Genomic DNA, 18822 nt, shown 5'->3' with positions numbered 1-18822 from the left:
CCCGAAGCCGCCACCGTCGGCCAAGATCGCAATATGACAATTCACGTCAGCCCGTAACGGGCTTGGATTAGAATCGGACCACTCTGCCGCGCCGCCGCTGCGTGCGCCGGCGCCCCCGTTTTCGCCCCTTTGCCGGTTGAGCCATGATGAAATCGCTCCTTGCCCTGATCACCCTCGGCGCCAGCCTGTGCGCCCAAGCCCAGATCGACCTGACCCAGTTGCGCGAAGCCGCCCGCTCGCGCGATCTGGCGACGCTGAACCAGCTCGCGCAGAACGCCAACGGCGACGTGCTCGAGATGTACCCGCGCTACTACCTGCTGTCGGCGCAGATCAATACGCTGACCGAGGCGGACGTCGCGCCCTTCCTCGCGCGCTACGACGGCACGCCGATCGCCGAACGGCTGCGCGCCGACTGGCTCAAGGAGCTCGGCAAGCGTCAGGACTGGGTGTCATACGACACCGAATACCCGAAGCTCGACAGCCCGAGCGCCGAACTCAAGTGCTACGCCGCGCAATCGGCCGCGCTGCGCAACGACACCGGCGCGCTGGCGCAGGCCAGGCCGCTGTGGTTCAGCGCCAGGCCGCTCGCCGATGCGTGCAACCCGGTCTTCGACACCTTGTTCACCCGCAACGTGCTGACGCAGGACGACGCGTGGACGCGCATCCGGATGGCGCTGAATGCCAACCGCAGCGACCTCGCCCGCCAGCTCGGCGCGCGCGTCGGCTTTCCGGCCGAGCTGACCGCCAAATCACTCGCCCGCGCCGCCAACACGCCGGACAAGGTCTTCGACGCGGCGGCCGACGGCCGCGCTGCGCGCGAAATGCAGCTCTATGCAATGCAGCGGCTGGCGCGCAAGGACGCCGACCGCGCCGCACAACTGTTCCAGTCGGCGTCGATCAACTGGCCGGCGGCCGACCAGCGCTACGGCTGGCAGCAGCTCGGGCTGATCGCCGCCAAGAACCACAACGACAACGCCAGCGCCTGGTTCGAGCGCGGCGGCATGGCCGGCCTCGACGAAGCCGGGCGCTTCTGGGCGGTGCGCGCGGCGCTGCGCGTGCGCGACTTCAAGACAGTGCTTGCCCGGATCGACGCGATGCCGGCCGACGACCTGCAGCTGTCGGTCTGGCGCTACTGGAAAGCCGAAGCGCTCAGGGCCCAGGGTCGCGGCGCCGAGGCACAGCCGCTGCTGCTCGGGCTGACCGACGGCGACGACTTCTACGCGCTGCTCGCCCGCGAGGAAATCGGCCCGGTCGCCAGCGAGAAACCGCAGCACCGGCGTGCCGACGCAACCGAGCAGCGGACGATCGAGCAGGTGCCCGGCATCCGCCGCGCGCTGGCGCTGTACGCGCAGAACTGGCGCGTCGAAGGCGCACGCGAGTGGGCGTGGGCACTCAGGGGCATGAACGACGGCCAGATGCTCGCCGCGGCGACGCTCGCCGACGCCCGCGGCCTGTACGACCGCTCGATCGATACCGCCGAGCGGCTCAAGCCGCTGTCGGACCCGACCCTGCGCTACCCCTACCCGTGGCGCAATGTCGTCACCCAGGCCGCGCAGGATCAGGGCCTCGACCCGGCCTGGGTCTACGGGCTGATCCGCCAGGAAAGCCGCTTCGTCCCCGACATCCGCTCGAGCGCCGGCGCCGCCGGACTGATGCAGCTGATGCCGGCCACGGCCAAGTGGGTCGCCGGCAAGATGGGCCGCAAGCGCTTCGACCTGTCCGAGGTCACCGACATCTCGACCAACGTCAGCATGGGCACCTTCTACCTGCGCTACCTGCTCGACCGCCTCGACGAGCACCCGGTCCTGGTCACCGCCGGCTACAACGCCGGCCCCGGTCGGGCGCGCAACTGGCAGAACAACGACGCACTCGACGCGGCGATCTATATTGAAACGATCCCCTTCGACGAGACGCGCAACTACGTGAAAAAGGTGCTCGCCAACGCGCAGCACTACGGTGCGAGTTTCGGCTCGAACACCACCTTGCACCAGCGCCTCGCCGCCATTCCCGGCAAGCTCGTCACGCCGCCCCAGGACAACTCGCTCGGCGGCGCCGACGGCGGAGACGGTAACTGAGGTTCAGTGAGGTCCAGCATGCAAATCCTCGTTCTCGGTGGCACAGGCTTCATCGGCAGCAGCCTGGCCGCCCGGCTTTCCGGCGCAGGCCATGCGCTGACGCTGCCGACCCGGCACCGCGAACAGCACGTCGACCTCCTGGTACTGCCGCTGCTCGAACTGGTCGAGGCCGACGTCCACGACCCGGCCACGCTGGCCGAGCTCGTCCGCGGCCAGGACGCGGTGATCAACCTCGTCGGCATCCTGCAGGGCGACGCCGAACATTTCGAGCACGCCCACGTGGCGCTGACCGAGAAGCTCCTCGCCGCGTGCGAAGCCGCCGGCGTGCGCCGCTACCTGCACATGAGCGCGCTCGGCGCCGGCATCGCCGCGCCGTCGATGTACCAGCGCAGCAAGGGGCGCGCAGAGGAAAAGGTCGCCGCCAGCAAGCTGGCCTGGACGATCTTCCGGCCGTCGGTCGTCTTCGGCCGCGACGACCACTTCCTCAACCTGTTCGCCCGGCTGCAGCACCGCCTGCCGCTGATGCCGCTCGCCGGCGCCGACGTGCGCTTCCAGCCGGTCTGGGTCGAGGACGTCAGCCGCGCCTTCGCCACTGCGCTCGAGCGCGACGCGCTGATCGGCCTGCGCCTGCCCCTGGTCGGCCCCAGGGTCTATACGCTGTCCGAGCTCGTTCGCCTTGCCGGCCAGTGGTCCGGCCATCCGCGCCCGGTACTGCCGCTGCCCGACGCCGTCGCCCGCATCGAGGCCAGCCTGATGGCCCTGCTGCCCAAGCCGCCTTTGAGCCACGACAATCTCGACTCGATGAAAATTGATAATGTCTGGTCCGACGGCTTTCCGGCCGTGTTAGGCTGGGACCCGACCGCGCTCGAGACCGTGGCACCGCACTACCTCTCGCCGGACCATGCCGACGACCGCTATCGCCAGGAGGCGGTGAGCCACAAGCGCTCGCCCCCGCCATCCCCGTAAAATCCCTGATTGTAGGAGCCCCGCAATGACTGCGATCCTGATCGGCAACCTGCCGCCCGAAACCAGCGCCGACGACGTGCGCACACTGTTCACCGATCTGGGCATGAGCGCCGAGGTCAGTGACGTGACGATCGCCGAAGGCCTTGGCGAGAAGCTGGCGGCATCGGTAACGATCGCCTGCAGCAGTGCAGCAGCCGAAGTGCTGGTGCAGAAACTCAACGGCCATTTCTGGAACGGCCGCGAGCTCAACGCCAGCTACAACCCGTTCGGCCAGTAAGAACCTGTTCAATGTCTTTTCACGTCAGCGCCGGGCCGGAAAAAGGTCAGGCACAAGGCGTGCGATGCGGGCAATAACCGGTTATTGGCAAGGAGTACAACGCAGTGGATGACCTTTTTCCGGCCCGGCCCTTCGGGTTCGGGGCATTGCCGGCAGCGTGCGGCGTTGCAAACCGCTTGCGGTACCTGTACCGCGGCGCGGCTCGCGCCTTGCCCGCCCCCGGCACTACCCCGAACGCTGACGCGAAAAGACTTTGAACAGGCTCTAAGACTCACACGGACCCAGAGATGCGGATCGCGGTATTCGACAGCAAACGTTACGATGAAACCTCGCTGAACGCGGCCAATGCCCGCTACGGCCACGAGCTGGTCTACTTCGGCGACCGGCTCAACCGCAATACCGTCCCGCTCGCCGCGGGCTTCGACGCCGTCTGCCCCTTCGTCAACGACACGCTCGATGCGTCGACGCTGAACGCGCTGGCGCTGCTCGGCGTCAAGCACGTCGCGCTGCGTTGTGCCGGCTTCAACGGCGTCGATCTCGATGCCGCCAGGCAGCTCGGCATCACCGTGACCCGGGTTCCGGCGTACTCGCCCGAAGCGGTCGCCGAGCACCTGTTCGCGCTGCTGCTGACGCTGGTGCGCAAGACCCACCGCGCCTACACCCGGGTCCGCGACGGCAACTTCTCGCTCGAAGGGCTGGAAGGCTTCAACCTGCACGGCCGGACGTTCGGCGTCGTCGGCGCCGGCAAGATCGGCCAGGCGGCGATGAAGATCGCCAACGGCTTCGGCATGCGCGTGCTCGCGTTCGACCGCTCGCCCGACACCAAGCACGCCGCCGAGCTCGGTTGCACCTTCGTTCCGCTCGAGACGCTGCTGAGCGAATCGGACGTCGTGTCGCTGCACGTACCGCTGTTTCCGGAAACCCGCCACCTGATCAGTGCCGCCTCGCTTTCGACGATGAAGCGCGGCGCGGTGATCATCAACACCAGTCGCGGAGGGCTGATCGACAGCGCGGCGCTGGTCGGCGCGCTCAAGAGCGGCCAGATCGGCGGCGTCGGCCTCGACGTCTACGAGTACGAGGAAGGCGTGTTCTTCGAAGACCTGTCGGGCACCGCGCTGCAGGACGACGTGCTGGCACGGCTGATGACCTTCCCGAACGTCGTGATCACCTCGCACCAGGGCTATCTGACCCACGAGGCGCTGACCAACATCGCCGACACCGTGTTCGAGAACCTCGACGCGTTCGCCAAGGGCCTGCCGCTCGCCAACGCGGTCAGCGCCTGACGTGCGTCTCCCGCACGCCCCGGCCCGCTGGCTGCAGCCGCTGCCGGGGCTGATTGCCGCACTGTTCGCGCTGCTGTTCGCCGGCTTCCTGCTGGTGACGCGCGGCGAAACCGAGACGCTGCGCACCGCCCAGCTCGAGCAGGACATGCTGTGGCAGAAGCAGGCGATCGAACAGCAGGCCGAGGCCAACCGCGAGGCGCTGCTTGCGCTCGCGGCAACGCTGCCCGGCCAGGACTACACCGCGCCGGCCTTCCAGGCCCGGGTGCTGACGCTGATCCAGACCAATCCCGAAATCATCGGCCTGGCGCTGCACAGCGGCGGCCCGCGTGCGCGCTGGACCGCACCGCAGGCCCGGCATACCCAGCCCTTCGACGGCAAGACTGGCTGGGGCGAGCTGCAGACCATCGACGGCCAGCCCATTGTCACCTACACGACCGAAACCCCCGATCACGGCAATTTCGTCGTCGCGACGATCGCGCTCGACGTGCTGCTGCAGCACCAGGTGCCGTGGTGGCTGGGCCAGCGTTACCAGGTGAGCCTGCTCGGCCCCGACGGCAGGGTGCTCGCGTCGAAATACCAGCGCCAGTACGACCCGGGCGACAAGGCCTACACGGTCAGACTCGACAAGCCGCCGCTGGCGCTGACCCTCGTCGCGCGGCCCTACGGCACGCCGCGGACACTGCTCGCCGATCTGCTGCCGTGGCTGCTGTTCATACTCGCCGGCGCCATGCTCGCATCGACCTGGGCGCTGCGCCGGCACATCCGCAAACGCGAAGCCATCGAAGTGCGGCTGCGCAGCGAGACCGCGCTGCGGCTGGCGATGGAGAACTCGCTGGTCACCGGCCTGCGCGCGACCGACCTCGAAGGCCGGGTGCTGCACGTCAACCGCGCGTACACCGAGATGACCGGCTTCTCGAGCGAGGCGCTGATCGGCCTGCGCCCGCCGTTGCCGTACTGGCCGCCGGAGGAGATCGAGCGCTGCCAGGCGGCGTCGGATGCGATCCTCGCCGGCCGGCTCGACCCGAACGGCTTTTCGGTCCGCTTCATGAAAAAGAGCGGCGAGCGTTTCGACGTCCGGCTTTACGCATCGAAGCTGATCGACGGCGACGGCCGGCACATCGGCTGGATGAACGCGATGTACGACATCACCGAGCTGCGGCGCGAACGCAAGGCGCTGCAGGCGTCGCACGAGCGCTTCGTCACCGTGCTCAACGGCCTCGACGCCGCGGTTGCCGTTTCGGACACCGAGACCGGCGAGCTGCTGATGTCCAACCTGCAGTTCGACCGCGCCTTCGGCCTGCCGGACTGGCGCGGCCGCTGCTGCATCGTCCCATTCGTCAAGCGCCGCACCGAGCCCCCGGTCGATGCCGAGTGGTACGACCCGTTCAGCAAACGCTGGTACCAGATCAAGAGCCGCCAGAGCGTCTGGGTCGACGGCTCGGCGGTCTGGCTCGAGATCGCCACCGACATCACCGCGCTGAAGACTGCCGCCGAGCGCGAACGGCGCCAGAACGAGACGCTGCAGCAGACCGCCAGGCTGATCAGCATGGGCGAGATGGCGTCGAGCCTCGCGCACGAACTCAACCAGCCGCTCGGCGCGATCGCCAGCTACGCCTCGGGCTGCCGCAACATCCTCGGCAGCCCCGACCCCAACCTCAAGCAGCTGGCGCAGGCGCTCGACAAGATGGCCGAGCAGGCCAAGCGCGCCGGGCAGATCATCCGCGGCATCCGCGAGTTCGTGCAGCGCCGGGCGCCGTCGCGCAAGCGCTGCGAGATCGGCACGCTGCTCGACACGGTGCTCGACCTGCTGGGCCACGAGATCGTCCGCCGCGACGCCGACGTCTCGCTGCAGCAGTCGCCCGACCTGCCGTCGCTGTACGCCGACCCGGTAATGCTCGAGCAGGTGATCTTTAATTTGATCAAGAACGCGCTCGAAGCAATGGACACGACGCCGCCGGCGCGGCGCGCGCTGGCGATCTCGCTCGGCCGCGACGGCGACTACCTGCGCGTGACGATCGCCGACCGCGGCCCGGGGCTGTCGCCCGAGCAGCTCGAGCAACTGTTCAAACCGTTCTTTACGACCAAGGACACCGGCATGGGCATGGGGCTGAATATCTGCCGCTCGATCATCGAGCACCATCAGGGCCGGATGTGGGTCGAAGCCAATCCCGGCGGCGGCAGCCGCTTCATCTTTACCGTACCGTTCAGCGAGGAACCCGATGCCATCGAACCCTAACCGCCGCATTGCCATCGTCGACGACGACGACGCCCTGCGCGACGCGCTCGCCTGGCTGTTCTCGACCCGCAACCACGACGTCCAGCCCTTCCCGAACGCCGAGGCACTGCTGGCCGACTACACGCCGGACCGCTTCAGCTGCCTGCTGCTCGACGTGCGGATGCCCGGCATGAGCGGCCTCGAGCTGTTCCAGAAACTGCGCGAGTTTCCCTACCTGCCGCCGGTGGTGTTCCTGACCGGCCACGGCGACGTGCCGATGGCGGTCGGCGCGCTCAAGGACGGCGCAACCGACTTCATCGAGAAGCCGTTCAACGACAACGACATCGTCGACCTGGTCGAACGCTCGATCGCCGCCGACGCGCTCAAGCGCACGCAATGGCAGGTGAAGAACGCCGTCGAGGCAAGGCTCGAGTCGCTGACCCCGCGCGAACGCGAGGTGATGAAGCTGATCCTCACCGGCCGGCTCAACAAGCAGATCGCCGACGATCTCTCGATTTCGATGAAGACCGTCGAGGTCCACCGCGCGCGCATCCTCGAGAAAATGCACGTCAAGACCGCGATGGAACTGGCTGCGCTGCTGCGCGACGCCAAGATCGGCGAATGAGGAACGCGTAGTGCTGATGCTGATTTCACCGGCCAAGACGCTGGACTACGCCACCGCCTTGCCGACGCGGCGCCACAGCGAGCCGGATTTCCTCGACCGCAGCGCCACGCTGATCGACGTGCTGCGGCAGAAGTCGCCGGCCGAGCTGTCGCAGCTGATGTCGATCTCGGACGAACTCGCCGTGCTCAACGCCGGCCGTTACCAGGGCTGGCAGCCGCCGTTCACGCCGGACAACGCGCGGCCGGCGGTATTCGCGTTCAAGGGCGACGTCTATGAAGGGCTGAACGCCTACGGCCTCGGACGCGATGCGTTCGACTACCTCGGCCAGCACCTGCGCATCCTCTCGGGGCTGTACGGGCTGCTCAAGCCGTTCGACCTGATCCAGCCCTACCGGCTCGAGATGGGCACGCGGCTCGCCAATCCGGCCGGCACCAATCTGTACGCGCACTGGGGCGACACGATCACCGACGCCGTCAACGACGTTGGCGCCGGCACGCTCGTCAACCTCGCCAGCGACGAATACTTCAAGTCGGTCAAGCCGAAGAAGCTGGCGGCGAAGCTCGTTACGCCGGTGTTCGAGGACTTCAAGGGCGGCCGCTACAAGATCATCAGCTTCTACGCCAAGCGTGCCCGCGGGCTGATGGTCCGCTACGCCGCGCTCAACCGCATCCGCCAGCCCGAAGCGCTGCAGGGCTTCGACCTCGACGGCTACGCCTTCGCGCCCGGCGCCAGCGATGCGCAGCGCTGGGTGTTCCGGCGCCAGCTTGCGGAGTAGGCCATGCTCGATCTCGACTTCGGGCGCACCGCGCTGGTGCTGATCGACCTGCAATGCGGCATCGTCCGCGCCTTCGACGGCAATGCCGTCGTCGAACGGGCAGCCCGGCTGGTCAAGCGCTTCCGCGATCATGACGGCTTCATCGCCTTCGTCAACGTCGACTTCCACGACGGCCGCGATGCGCTTGCGCCACCGTGCGACACGCCGGCGGCGCCAGGGCTACGCCCGCCGGACTAGGGCCGCTTCGTCGAAGCGCTCGGGGTCGGCGACCGCGACTACACCGTCACCAAGCGCCAGTGGGGCGCGTTCTTCGGTACCGACCTCGACCTGCAGCTGCGGCGACGCGGCATCGACACGATCGTGCTTGCCGGCATCGCAACCAATATCGGCGTCGAATCGACCGCAAGGCAGGCGTACGAGCTCGGCTACGCGCAGTATTTCGTCGCCGATGCGATGAAGGCCGGCAGCCAGGAAGCGCATGACGCAACGGTCAAGCACATCTTCCCGCGCATCGGCCACGTCGTCGAGACGGCGACGGTCGCCGGCTAGCTGTGAAGAGTCAAGACGTTGTTTTTCGTTGCTGAGAGACGGGACATGGGCACGTGGCAGCCGATGCCGTGATGCGGACGGTGCCAGTTGTAATAATGATTCCAATACCTCAGGACTGCGCCGCGCTCATCCGAGTGTTGATAGGTTTGGCCGTAGGCCCATTCGCGCAGCGCGGACTGGATGAAGCGCTCGGCCTTGCCGTTGGTTTGCGGTCGGTAGGCGCGGGTGAACCTCTGCTTAATGCCCAGTTCAACGCAAACGCGGCCGAAGTCATGGGAGCGGAAGGCGGGCCCGTTATCGGTGATCAGGCGCTGGAGCGGTACGCCCAGCGTTTTGAAGTAGTCGTTGGCCGCACGCAGGAAGTCGATGGCGCTGGCGCGGCGCTCGTCGGGGTAGAGTCGGGTGAAGGCGATGCGACTATGGTCGTCGATCGCCACGAACAGATATTCCCAGCCGCTGTTTCGGCTGTTCTGGCGACGATCGCCGGTGATGCGATGGCCGACCTGCTCGAAGCGGGCGAGCTTCTTGATGTCGACGTGCAGCAGTTCGCCGGGCGTTTCGCGCTCGTAGCGCTGCACAGGCTCTGCGGGCTGCAGGTCGCTTAACCGCGATAGCCCTGCGTGTCGCAGCACGCGACTGACGGTTGCTTTGGACACGCCGATATAGCTTGCGATGCGAGCCTGCAGGAACAGCTTGCGACGCAATTCGATGATCGTCAGGGCAACGCTGGGCGCAATGGCACGTGGCGAGCGCTCGGGACGCGAGGATTTGTCGAGCAAGGCAGCCGCGCCGCCGACCAGATAGCGGCCCAGCCACTTGCGGGTGGTGACCGCGCTTACGCCATGGCGTGCCGCCGCCGCCGCGGTCGACAAACCATGCTCGGTGATGTCCTGAACCATTTCCAGGCGACGCAGATACGTCAGTCGGGCATCCTTATGTGTGTTCATCCGGTGTCTTGTTCTGTGACTGGGGGTTTGGCGATTTCCAGTCTCGCAGAACTTCTCCGGGTGAACACCCGAAACAACCTATTGAACCTTCACAGCTAGCGCCCCGGAAGCTGCCGGCGCTTTCCCGCGGCCGAACCGGCGCTATGCGCGGCTCGCCCCCGGCGTGACGATGCCGCGCATCGGCTGGGTCCGGCGCTCGCCCAGCCCCTGGCGGATGTTCAGCGCGTGGTATTTCGCCAGCGCAACGCGCTGTTCCTTCGGCAGCGTTTCGTCGTGATACGCCGCCTGGATCAGCTCCTTCTGCACGAAGGCCAGCTGGCGTGCCAGCATCTCGCAGTTCTCCATCGTTGCGCCGCGGTTCATTTCGGCGACGATCATCAGCGCGTCGCGCTTGATCCGGTAGGTCAGCGAATGCCGGAGCGGATGGCTGCCCGCTTCGCTGGCACGCCGCTGTGACGGCATCAGCTCGGTCGGCGGAAAGTGCGACGGCGCCGGGGCGACGAGCTCGCGCCGGAGCAGCTTGTTCAACCACTGTTTCATGCTTGTCCTCAGGCGAGACTCGCCAATGAAAACGGGACGCAGTGCGTCCCGTTGGCTAGCGTTGCCGCGGCTTACTCGCCGAGCAGGATCCGCAGCATCCGGCGCAGCGGTTCGGCCGCGCCCCACAGCAGCTGGTCGCCGATCACGAAGGCGCTGACGTACTCCGGACCCATATTGAGCTTGCGGACGCGGCCGACGCCGATTTCCAGCCCGCCGGTGATCGACGCCGGCGTCAGTTCCCTGACGGTAACGTCGCGGTCGTTCGGCACCCACTTCACCCAGTCGTTGCCCGACTTGATGATGGCTTCGACCTCGGCCAGCGGCAGGTCCTTGTTGAGCTTGAGCGTCAGCGCCAGCGAGTGGCAGCGCATCGCGCCGATGCGCACGCACAGGCCGTCGACCGGCACGGTTTCGCTGGTACCGAGGATCTTGTTGACCTCGGCCTGGCCCTTCCATTCTTCCTTGGACTGGCCGTTGTCGAGCTGCTTGTCGATCCACGGAATCAGACCGCCGGCGAGCGGTGCGCCGAAGAATTCGGTCGGCACGTCCGAACGGATCGCCTGCGCGACCTTGCGGTCGATGTCGAGGATCGCCGAAGCCGGCGTCGCCAGTTCGTCGGCCACGGTGCCGTACACCACGCCCATGCCCTTCAGCAGTTCGCGCATGTGGTTGGCGCCGCCACCCGATGCGGCCTGGTAGGTCATCGAACTGACCCAGTCGACCAGCCCTTCGCGGAACAGGCCACCGACGCCCATCAACAGGATCGAGTTGGTGCAGTTGCCGCCGATGTAGTTCTTCACGCCGCGCGACAATGCCGCGTCGATCACGCCGCGGTTGACCGGGTCGAGGATGATGACCGCGTCGTCTTCCATCCGCAGCGTGCTGGCCGCGTCGATCCAGTAACCGTTCCAGCCGGCCGCACGCAGCTGCGGGAAGACCTCGGTCGTGTAGTCGCCGCCCTGGCAGGAAATGATGATGTCCATCGCCGAGAGTTCGGCGATGTTCTTCGCATCCTTGAGCGAACCGGCGTCCTTGCCGAAATTCGGCGCGGCGCTGCCCGCTTGCGAGGTAGTGAAGAACACCGGTTCGATCAGGTCGAAATCCTTTTCTTCCTGCATCCGCTGCATGAGGACCGAGCCCACCATGCCGCGCCAACCGACGAGACCTACGCGTTTCATCATCAAATCCTTAGGAAAACAGTGAGATAGAGCGAGCTTCCGATCTTAGTGAAAATCCCGATTGATTGCCAGCACCCATAGGCAGGTCGGTGTAGTCGACGGTACTTGCTTACTAATCGGTAAATAATTACAGTTCGATTAAGAAAATCACCATCAGGGCCCAGCCTTGCTCAGTCGCCTGAAAACGCTGTTCAGTACCCAGCTTTCGGAGTTCGCGCCGCGAACGCGCGGCGCATCGCAACTGGACGCCGCGACCGTGCCGATGGAGCGGCCGCTCGGGATGCGCCGTGCCGCGTACCACGACCTGCTGTTCCGGATCGACATGGCCAAGCTCAACGGCCTGGCGCTGGCGATCCGCCTGCCGGTCAAGCAGCAGCCGCAGCAGTTGCGCGACATCGTCGCCGATCTGGACAAGCTGGCGCACTCGCGTCCGGACGAGGCCCGGATGCTCAGGCTCGAGCTCTTCGGCAGCCACGACCCGCACACGCCGGATCCGCGCAGCCGTTTTGTCAGTGAGGCAAGGCAGGCCAGCGTACGGATTCACAACCGCCAACGGCCAAGCTGACAGCACAGCACGCCGGCGCTACCATTTCCGCTTCGCCTCATCGCTAGGAAGCCGGTATGCGGGTCCTGTTGCAGCGCGCCACACGAGCGCACGTTTCGGTCGACGACGCCGTCTGCGGCCGGATCGGCCCCGGCCTCCTGCTGCTGGTCGGCATCGAGGATGCCGACACCGATACCGACCTCGCGTGGATGGCGAACAAGGTGGCCAGCCTGCGCGTATTCGAGGATGACAACGGCGTGATGAACCGCTCGCTGCTCGACACCGGCGGCGAAGCGCTGGCGGTGTCGCAGTTCACGCTCTACGGCAGCTATCGCAAGGGCAACCGCCCGTCCTGGGGCCGCGCCGCCAGGGGGGATGTCTCGCAGCCGCTGTTCGACGCCTTTGTCGAACGCCTCGGCGAGGTGCTCGGCAAACCGGTACCGACCGGGGTCTTCGGCGCCGAAATGCAGGTTGCGCTGGTCAACGACGGTCCGGTCACGCTCATGCTCGATTCGCGCCAGCCCGAGTAATCCGCCCGGCACTTGACGGACGGCGTCGCCGCTCAGCAGAATGGGGGCTCGTTACAGCGCCGATTTGACCCCTCAGCTTGCGGGCGCTGCCAATAAATCCGGCTAAAGCGTGCGAGCGAACCCGCGCCCTGCACGCGGGTTTTTTTACGGTCACGGATGCCGTCTCATCCGCCGCGCCGAGTTAAGCGACAACTTGCGGGGCGCGTACAAATGCCGCTAAAGCGTCGGCCGAGCAGTCGGCCGTCCCGTTCCGATTGGAGGCCGCCATGTACGATTGTCTCGAACCCTGCACCGTGAACCATTCTTCCACCGTCCGGCCACGTACCGGCAGCGAACCCAGCCTGTGTCTGAAGGCCCGCGGCGCGCTCGACGAGGCCGAACTGATCCGCGCCGGCGTCGTCGCCGCCGATCTGGGTTTCCCGGCCCGGCGCGACGGCCTCAGCCTGCATGTCCGCGGCATCGACGTTCACCTGGCCTTGCGGCTGCAGGCGCTGTTCCCGACGCTGATCGCGTGTTACGAGGTACCGACCCGGTACCGCTGTCTACGCCGCTGACCCACAAGGCGCGGCGCATCAAAGGAAGTCCGATGTTGCACCTGCGCCAAGAAGCCCGCGCCACCTGGACCCTCGCCTGGCCGATCATGATCGGCCAGCTGGCATCGACCGGCACGTCGTTCGTCGACGCGGTGATGGCCGGCCACGTCTCGGCCGGCGACCTGGCCGCGGTGTCGGTCGGCGCGTCGATCTGGGTGATGCTGATCGTCACGCTGATCGGTCTGAACCTCGCCGCCAGCCCGCTCGTCGCCCATGCGGTCGGCGCGCGCCGCGAAGCCGAGGTGCCGCCGCTGGTGCAGCAGGCGCTGTACCAGGGGCTGTGCTGGGCGCTGATCGCCTGGCTGATCGCGCTCGCCGCGGCGCCGATCTTTCCGCACCTCGGCCTGCCGCCCGACGTCGCGGCCAAGGCACACGGCTTCCTGATCGCCGTCAGCTGGGGGCTGGTGCCGTTCGCGCTGTTCCGCGTGCTCTATGGCTACAGCGCCAGCCTGGGCCAGACCAAGCCGATGATGGTGATTTCGCTGATCGGTCTGGCGCTGAACGTGCCGGCGAACTGGATGCTGATCTACGGCCACTTCGGCTTCCCGGCGATGGGCGGCGTCGGCTGCGGCTGGGCAACGGCATTCTGCATGTGGGTGACGCTGCTGCTGATGGTCGGCTGGATCCGTTATGCGCCGGCCTATCGCGCAACCTATCCGTTCCGCCGCTGGCAGCGGATCGACTGGCGCCGCCAGCGCGAGCTGTTCCGGCTCGGCGCACCGATGGGCGTGATGTTCTTCGTCGAGGTCAGCGCCTTCGGCGGCATCGCGCTGCTGATGGCACGGCTGGGCACGACCTCGGTCGCCGCGCACCAGATCGCGCTCAACGTCGCCTCGCTGACCTTCATGATCCCGTCCGCGCTCGGCACCGCGCTGACGGTGCGCGTCGGCCATGCGCTCGGCAGCGGCGACGCCCGCCGGGCCCGCGAGATCGGCAATGCCGGACTCGTGCTCGGTCTGATCGTCGCCTGCGCACTGGCGGCCATGATCATCGTCGGCCGCACCCAGATCGCCGGCTGGTATACCAAGGACGTTGCGGTGCTGGCGCTGGCCGGCGTGCTGCTGCTGTATGCCGGACTGTTCCAGCTCGCCGACGCAACCCAGGTCGTCGCGGCCGGCATCCTGCGCGGCTACAAGGTCACCCGCCAGCCGATGCTGGTCCACCTGACCGCGTTCTGGCTGGTCGGGATTCCGCTCGGCTATGCGCTGGCTTTCGGCTGGCAGGGCCAGCCCGGCAGCGGCGCCACCGGCTACTGGCAGGCGCTGGTGCTCGCGCTGGTCTGCGCCGCGGCCTTGCTGGTCTGGTTGTTCATCCGCACCAGCAGACGGCTCTCCAAGACGCCGAACCGATTACGGTAGACGAACGAGCGCCGGTAAAGTCAAGGCGGCCGGCGCGCAGGAAGCGCAACGGGCATGTGGCCGATGAGGATTTCGAGCGCCGCCCAGAGCTCACCAAGCGCAGCCGCCTACTCGCCCCAGCGCTGCATCAGCTGGTGCGGCACGCCAAGCTGGTCGAGGATGCGCGCGACGACAAAATCGACCAGATCGCCGATGCTCTGCGGATGATGATAGAAGCCGGGGTTCGGCGGCAGGATCACCACGCCGATCCGCGCCAGCCTGAGCATGTTCTCGAGGTGGATCACCGAGAACGGCGCCTCGCGCGGCACGACGATCAGCGTCTTGCGCTCCTTGATCATCACGTCGGCGGCGCGCTCGAGCAGGTTGTCGCTGGCGCCGCCCGCGATCGCCGCCAGCGCGCCCATCGTGCACGGCACGATCACCATCGCGTCGCCGGGGTTCGAGCCCGACGCCATCGGTGCAAACCACTCCTGCTGCCCCCAGACCTTGAGCCTGTCCTCGCCGACGCCGTAGTTGCTGCGGAACTGCTCGGCCAAGGCCTCGGCGCGGCCGGGCCAGGTCTGGCCGAGCTCCTGTTTGGCGACGATCTGCGCCGCCTGCGTATACAGCACGTGCACGGTGCAGCCGGCCGCCAGCAGGCATTCGAGCGTCCGCAGGCCATACGGCAGCCCCGAAGCGCCGGTAAAGGCGAGCGTGATGGTTTTCATGGTGAATCCTCGAGCAGATGGGCGGCAATCAGGCCGTTGACGATGCCGAAGCCCCACGCCGCGGCGGCAAACAGCGGTACCAGGTGTTTCAGGCCGTCGTGCGGGATCAGCCACAGCCGCGCGACAAGCAGTTGTCCGGCGATATGGGCAAAGGCCGCGATCAACGACAGGCTGAGCACGCCAAACCAGCGTGCCGGCAACAGGCGCGCCGGTGCCAGCGCCGCCAGACTCGCGATGCCGCCGGCAAGGCTGAGCACGAAGCCCGGCGACAGGAAGCCGCCAAGCAGGATCGCGCCGCCGAAGATCCGCAGCAGCGCCACCGCCGCGGCAACGCGCCAGCCATGGCGGACCAGCGCGTACAGCGTGACGATATTCGCCAGCCCGGGCTTGATCCCCGGCACCGGCGACGGAACCCCGGCCTCGAGCACCGCCAGCGCAATCGCCGCCGCCGCCAGCCGCGCGATCCGGATGTCGTCGGCGTCGGGAACGAGTTCAGTAACTGAGGCTGTCAAAGCCGCGCCCTCCCTGTCCGACCAGCTCGACACTGGTCCGGTTCGGCAGGCAGATCGCCGCCTCGCCGGCCCGGGTCAGCCAGCCCTCGCGCACGCAGTATTGGCGCGGACTCGGGTCTGCGGCAATCCGCGCCTTGCCGGCGGCGATTTCGACGATGGTCATGCCCAGCGGCCCCGGCACTTCGAGCCTGCGTGTCGCCGCCAGATCGACTTCGGCAAAGACCTTGCCGCCCTGGTACACGCGCACGCGCGCCGCATCGCCGCCGCGCCAGCCCCAGACCGCAGCGGCAATCACCAGCGCCAGCCCGAGCGCCAGCGTCAGCCAGTCGCCGGCGGGCCATCGCCGGATCACTGCTCGCGGTGCCGTATCAGTACCTGCCTGTGTTTGGCGAAGTGCCGGTTCAGCTGTTCGGCCAGATAGACCGAGCGGTGCTGGCCGCCGGTGCAGCCGATCGCCACGGTCACGTAGCTGCGGTTGTCGCGGTCGAACTCCGGCAACCAGCGCTCGAGAAACCCAAGAATATGGGTCAGATAGCGCCCGACTTGCGGCTGGCGTTCGAGAAAGTCGATCACCGGCTGGTCCTTGCCGGTCAGCGGCCGCAGCACCGGGTCGTAATGCGGGTTCGGCAGGCAGCGGACGTCGAAGACGAAATCGGCATCGAGCGGCAGGCCGTGTTTGAAACCGAACGACTGAATCACCAGCGTCAGCTTGCTGCGGTCGAGCGCGACGAATTCGCGCACCCAGGCGCGCAGCTGGTTGGCCGACAGGCCGCTGGTGTCGATCCGGTGCGCCAGCTCGGCGAAGTACGCCAGCATCTCGCGCTCCAGCTCGACCGCCTCGGTCACCGTCAGTTCACCGTGCGCCAACGGATGGCTGCGGCGGGTTTCGGAGAAGCGCTTGACCAGGGTCTCGCTGTTCGACTCCAGATACAGCAGGTGCACGTCAAGCCCGAGCTCGACCAGCGCCTCGTAGTGATGCGGAAAACTGGCCAGATTGTGCGCGCTGCGGGCGTCGATCGCGATCGCCACACGCGGATAGCCGTCCTCGTCGAGCATCGCCACCGTCTGCGGCAGCAGCGGCGCCGGCAGGTTGTCGATGCAGAAGTAGCCGAGGTCCTCGAGCGCCTTGAGCGCGACGCTCTTGCCGGCGCCGGACAGGCCGGACAGCAACACGACCTGCTGACGACTCCAAGCCATGGTCAACGCTCCTTCGGGCCTATTCGCCCATTTCCATGAAACGCTGGTGCCGCTCGATGAACTCTCGGGTCGAATCGATGCCGCGCAGCTGCAGGATGTAATTGCGCACCGCCGCCTCGACCAGCACCGCAAGGTTGCGGCCGGCCGCAACCGGGATCACCAGCTTGCGCGTCGGCACGCCGAGGATTTCCTGCGTCGCCGCCTGCATCTGCAAGCGGTCGATCGGCGCCAGCGTGTCGCCGCCGGCCTTGGCCAGATGGATGATCAGCTTCAGCGTCTTCTTCGGCCGGACCGCGGTTTCGCCGAAGATCGTCCGGATGTTCAGCACGCCGATCCCGCGCACCTCGAGAAAATCGCGCAGCATCGGCGGGCAGCGCCCTTCCAGCGTTTCGGGGTTGGTCCGGTAGACCTCGACGACGTCGTCGGCAACGAGGCCGTGGCCGCGCGAGATCAGCTCGAGCGCCAGCTCGGACTTGCCCATCGACGACTCGCCGGTCAGCAGCACGCCGACCTCGAGCACGTCGAGGAAAACGCCGTGCAGATGCGTCGATACCGCCAGTGCCTTGGCAAGGTAATAGCGCAGCACGTCCATCAGGTACGGCGACTGCTCGGGGCTGGTCAGCAGCGGCACGTGGTGACGCTCGGCCCCCTCGCGCAGCGCATCGGGTACCGGCTGGCCGTTGGCGATGATCATCGCCGCCATCTCGCTGGCGAACAGCCGTTCGACCGACTCGCGCTGCGCCTCGGGCGACAGGTCGAGGAAGTACTTGGTCTCGGCAATCCCGAGCACCTGGATCCGGTTCGGGTGGATGAAGTTCAGGTGGCCGACCAGCGCGAGGATCGGCTTCTGCTCGGCCGAATCGTTGGTCAGCAGGTTGTTGGCGCCGGACTGCCCCGCGACCCAGGTCAGCCGCAGCTTCTCGGCGTTGTCGATGAAGAGTTGCCTGGTCGTGATCTGCGGCATGGTCGCTCGGGGCTGAAAGAAAACGGGGCGAACGCATTGCGTCGCCCGTTGAGCTTACACGAGGAAGGACGGGCTCAGAAGCCCGCGTACGGCTCCCAGGTCGAAATCAGCTTGTACGCCTGGCCCGGCTCGTCGAACGTCGCGAGCTGCTCGCGCACGGTCTTGTCCGAAAACAGCTGCGCGAGCTCCGAGAGGATCTGCAGGTGCAAGTCGGTCGCATTGGCGGGCACCAGCAGCACGAAGATCAGCGACACCGGCTTGCCGTCCGGCGCGTCGTACGGAATCGGCGCCTTCAGCCGAACGAAGGCGCCGGTCGCCTCCTTCAGGCCCTTGATCCGGCCGTGCGGGATCGCCACGCCCTGACCTAGGCCGGTCGAGCCGAGTTTTTCGCGTGCGAACAGGCTGTCGAAAATCACGCTGCGGGCGATGCCGTGGCTGTTTTCGAACAGGATGCCGACTTGTTCGAACACGCGTTTCTTGCTGCCGACATCCATGTCGAGAAACACGTTCTGGGTCGGCAGTATCTTGGAAATCAGGCTCATTGCGAGAATCCATGAGCAGGAGGAACGTCGAAGCGCATCATTGTATCGCCAGCCGGCCCGTAAACAAAAACGGGAACCCGTTTAACGGGTTCCCGTTGGCAGGAAAAGAACACTTACTCTTCTTCGGATACGACCTGACGGCGGATGCTCTCGCCATCGTGGCCGTTGCGCTTTTCCTTGTGCTTGACGATCTGCCGGTCGAGCTTGTCGGCCAGCGCGTCGATCGCGGCATACATGTCTTCGTCGATCGCCTCGACGTGGATGTCCTTGCCCGGCACGTGCACGGTTGCCTCAATTTTCTGCTGCAGGCGTTCGACCGACAGGACGACGCCGACTTCGATCACCGCGTCAAAATGACGCGTCACCCGGTCGAGCTTGCTCGTGATGTAATCACGGATCGCCGGGGTCACTTCAAGGTGATGGCCGCTGATATTGAGGTTCATAG

General features: G+C 66.7%; 22 protein-coding genes and 1 pseudogene. 13 read left to right on the top strand and 10 right to left on the bottom strand.

Going from position 1 to position 18822, the window contains the following annotated elements:
• Positions 1-146 precede the first annotated feature (146 nt).
• The 9 genes and pseudogenes from BJP62_RS13260 to BJP62_RS19280 form a co-directional block, all read left to right on the top strand.
• A complete protein-coding gene (locus BJP62_RS13260; protein WP_070530294.1) occupies positions 147-2075 on the top strand; it encodes a lytic transglycosylase domain-containing protein in 1929 nt (642 codons plus the stop codon).
• Positions 2076-2093: 18 nt separating this feature from the next.
• A complete protein-coding gene (locus BJP62_RS13255; protein ID WP_070530292.1) occupies positions 2094-3041 on the top strand; it encodes a complex I NDUFA9 subunit family protein in 948 nt (315 codons plus the stop codon).
• A 25-nt stretch (positions 3042-3066) separates the two neighbouring features.
• The gene (locus BJP62_RS13250; protein ID WP_070530290.1) at positions 3067-3318 is read left to right on the top strand and encodes an RNA-binding protein; all 252 of its coding nucleotides are present in this window, start codon (positions 3067-3069) and stop codon (positions 3316-3318) included.
• Positions 3319-3605: 287 nt separating this feature from the next.
• Positions 3606-4601, top strand: a complete 996-nt coding sequence (locus tag BJP62_RS13245; RefSeq protein WP_070530288.1) for a 2-hydroxyacid dehydrogenase — start codon at positions 3606-3608, stop codon at positions 4599-4601.
• 1 nt (position 4602) lies between these two features.
• Positions 4603-6837: an ATP-binding protein gene (locus BJP62_RS13240; protein WP_070530286.1), complete on the top strand. Its 2235-nt coding sequence runs from the start codon at positions 4603-4605 to the stop codon at positions 6835-6837.
• Positions 6821-7441, top strand: a complete 621-nt coding sequence (locus BJP62_RS13235; protein WP_070530284.1) for a response regulator transcription factor — start codon at positions 6821-6823, stop codon at positions 7439-7441. The genes BJP62_RS13240 and BJP62_RS13235 overlap by 17 nt, the downstream gene beginning before the upstream one ends.
• Positions 7442-7451: 10 nt before the next feature.
• Positions 7452-8216, top strand: coding sequence for a peroxide stress protein YaaA (gene yaaA / locus BJP62_RS13230; RefSeq protein WP_070530282.1), 765 nt, complete (start codon positions 7452-7454; stop codon positions 8214-8216).
• A 3-nt stretch (positions 8217-8219) separates the two neighbouring features.
• Positions 8220-8453 (top strand): hypothetical protein, encoded by a 234-nt coding sequence (locus tag BJP62_RS19285; protein WP_308417865.1) that lies wholly within the window; start codon positions 8220-8222, stop codon positions 8451-8453.
• Between the two features lie 18 nt (positions 8454-8471).
• A pseudogene (locus tag BJP62_RS19280) lies at positions 8472-8765 on the top strand (isochorismatase family protein); the annotation flags it as partial.
• Here BJP62_RS19280 and BJP62_RS13220 read toward each other — a convergent pair.
• The 3 genes from BJP62_RS13220 to asd form a co-directional block, all read right to left on the bottom strand.
• The gene (locus tag BJP62_RS13220) at positions 8762-9712 is read right to left on the bottom strand and encodes an IS481 family transposase (RefSeq protein ID WP_070530281.1); all 951 of its coding nucleotides are present in this window, start codon (positions 9710-9712) and stop codon (positions 8762-8764) included. The pseudogene BJP62_RS19280 and the gene BJP62_RS13220 sit on opposite strands and share 4 nt — an antisense overlap.
• A gap of 141 nt (positions 9713-9853) precedes the next feature.
• Positions 9854-10252: a hypothetical protein gene (locus tag BJP62_RS13215; RefSeq protein WP_070530279.1), complete on the bottom strand. Its 399-nt coding sequence runs from the start codon at positions 10250-10252 to the stop codon at positions 9854-9856.
• Between the two features lie 71 nt (positions 10253-10323).
• A complete protein-coding gene (gene asd, locus BJP62_RS13210; RefSeq protein WP_205700901.1) occupies positions 10324-11430 on the bottom strand; it encodes an aspartate-semialdehyde dehydrogenase in 1107 nt (368 codons plus the stop codon).
• Between the two features lie 166 nt (positions 11431-11596).
• On the opposite strand from asd, the gene BJP62_RS13205 reads away from it, so the two are divergent.
• The 4 genes from BJP62_RS13205 to BJP62_RS13190 all read left to right on the top strand — a co-directional run bounded on the left by BJP62_RS13205 (position 11597) and on the right by BJP62_RS13190 (position 14455).
• Complete coding sequence (locus BJP62_RS13205) at positions 11597-11995, top strand: hypothetical protein (protein ID WP_070530276.1); 399 nt, start codon at positions 11597-11599, stop codon at positions 11993-11995.
• Positions 11996-12051: 56 nt separating this feature from the next.
• Positions 12052-12504: a D-aminoacyl-tRNA deacylase gene (gene dtd, locus BJP62_RS13200; RefSeq protein ID WP_070530274.1), complete on the top strand. Its 453-nt coding sequence runs from the start codon at positions 12052-12054 to the stop codon at positions 12502-12504.
• A gap of 266 nt (positions 12505-12770) precedes the next feature.
• Positions 12771-13058: a hypothetical protein gene (locus BJP62_RS13195; protein WP_070530272.1), complete on the top strand. Its 288-nt coding sequence runs from the start codon at positions 12771-12773 to the stop codon at positions 13056-13058.
• Between the two features lie 32 nt (positions 13059-13090).
• Positions 13091-14455 carry an MATE family efflux transporter gene (locus BJP62_RS13190; RefSeq protein WP_070530271.1) on the top strand — a complete coding sequence of 455 codons (1365 nt, stop codon included), beginning with the start codon at positions 13091-13093 and terminating at the stop codon, positions 14453-14455.
• A gap of 107 nt (positions 14456-14562) precedes the next feature.
• Here the strand turns inward: BJP62_RS13190 and BJP62_RS13185 are convergent, their stop codons facing one another.
• The 7 genes from BJP62_RS13185 to hpf all read right to left on the bottom strand — a co-directional run bounded on the left by BJP62_RS13185 (position 14563) and on the right by hpf (position 18820).
• Positions 14563-15162: a flavin prenyltransferase UbiX gene (locus BJP62_RS13185; RefSeq protein ID WP_070530269.1), complete on the bottom strand. Its 600-nt coding sequence runs from the start codon at positions 15160-15162 to the stop codon at positions 14563-14565.
• Positions 15159-15674 carry a Gx transporter family protein gene (locus BJP62_RS13180; protein WP_070530267.1) on the bottom strand — a complete coding sequence of 172 codons (516 nt, stop codon included), beginning with the start codon at positions 15672-15674 and terminating at the stop codon, positions 15159-15161. Before BJP62_RS13180 ends, BJP62_RS13185 begins: the two co-directional genes overlap by 4 nt.
• Positions 15655-16026: a NusG domain II-containing protein gene (locus tag BJP62_RS13175; protein WP_070530265.1), complete on the bottom strand. Its 372-nt coding sequence runs from the start codon at positions 16024-16026 to the stop codon at positions 15655-15657. Before BJP62_RS13175 ends, BJP62_RS13180 begins: the two co-directional genes overlap by 20 nt.
• Positions 16023-16871, bottom strand: coding sequence for an RNase adapter RapZ (rapZ, locus tag BJP62_RS13170; RefSeq protein WP_070530264.1), 849 nt, complete (start codon positions 16869-16871; stop codon positions 16023-16025). Before rapZ ends, BJP62_RS13175 begins: the two co-directional genes overlap by 4 nt.
• Before the next feature lie 19 nt (positions 16872-16890).
• Positions 16891-17835, bottom strand: coding sequence for an HPr(Ser) kinase/phosphatase (gene hprK, locus BJP62_RS13165; protein WP_070530262.1), 945 nt, complete (start codon positions 17833-17835; stop codon positions 16891-16893).
• 74 nt (positions 17836-17909) lie between these two features.
• Positions 17910-18377 carry a PTS IIA-like nitrogen regulatory protein PtsN gene (gene ptsN, locus BJP62_RS13160; RefSeq protein ID WP_070530260.1) on the bottom strand — a complete coding sequence of 156 codons (468 nt, stop codon included), beginning with the start codon at positions 18375-18377 and terminating at the stop codon, positions 17910-17912.
• 113 nt (positions 18378-18490) lie between these two features.
• Entirely contained in the window at positions 18491-18820 is a 330-nt protein-coding gene (gene hpf / locus BJP62_RS13155; protein WP_070530258.1) for a ribosome hibernation-promoting factor, HPF/YfiA family, read from the bottom strand.
• Positions 18821-18822 lie beyond the last annotated feature (2 nt).

This window comes from Jeongeupia sp. USM3 (assembly GCF_001808185.1).
In the GTDB taxonomy this organism is placed as follows: domain Bacteria; phylum Pseudomonadota; class Gammaproteobacteria; order Burkholderiales; family Chitinibacteraceae; genus Jeongeupia.
The sequence above is the reverse complement of the archived record's forward strand: the minus strand, read 5'-3'. Positions and strand labels throughout refer to the sequence as shown.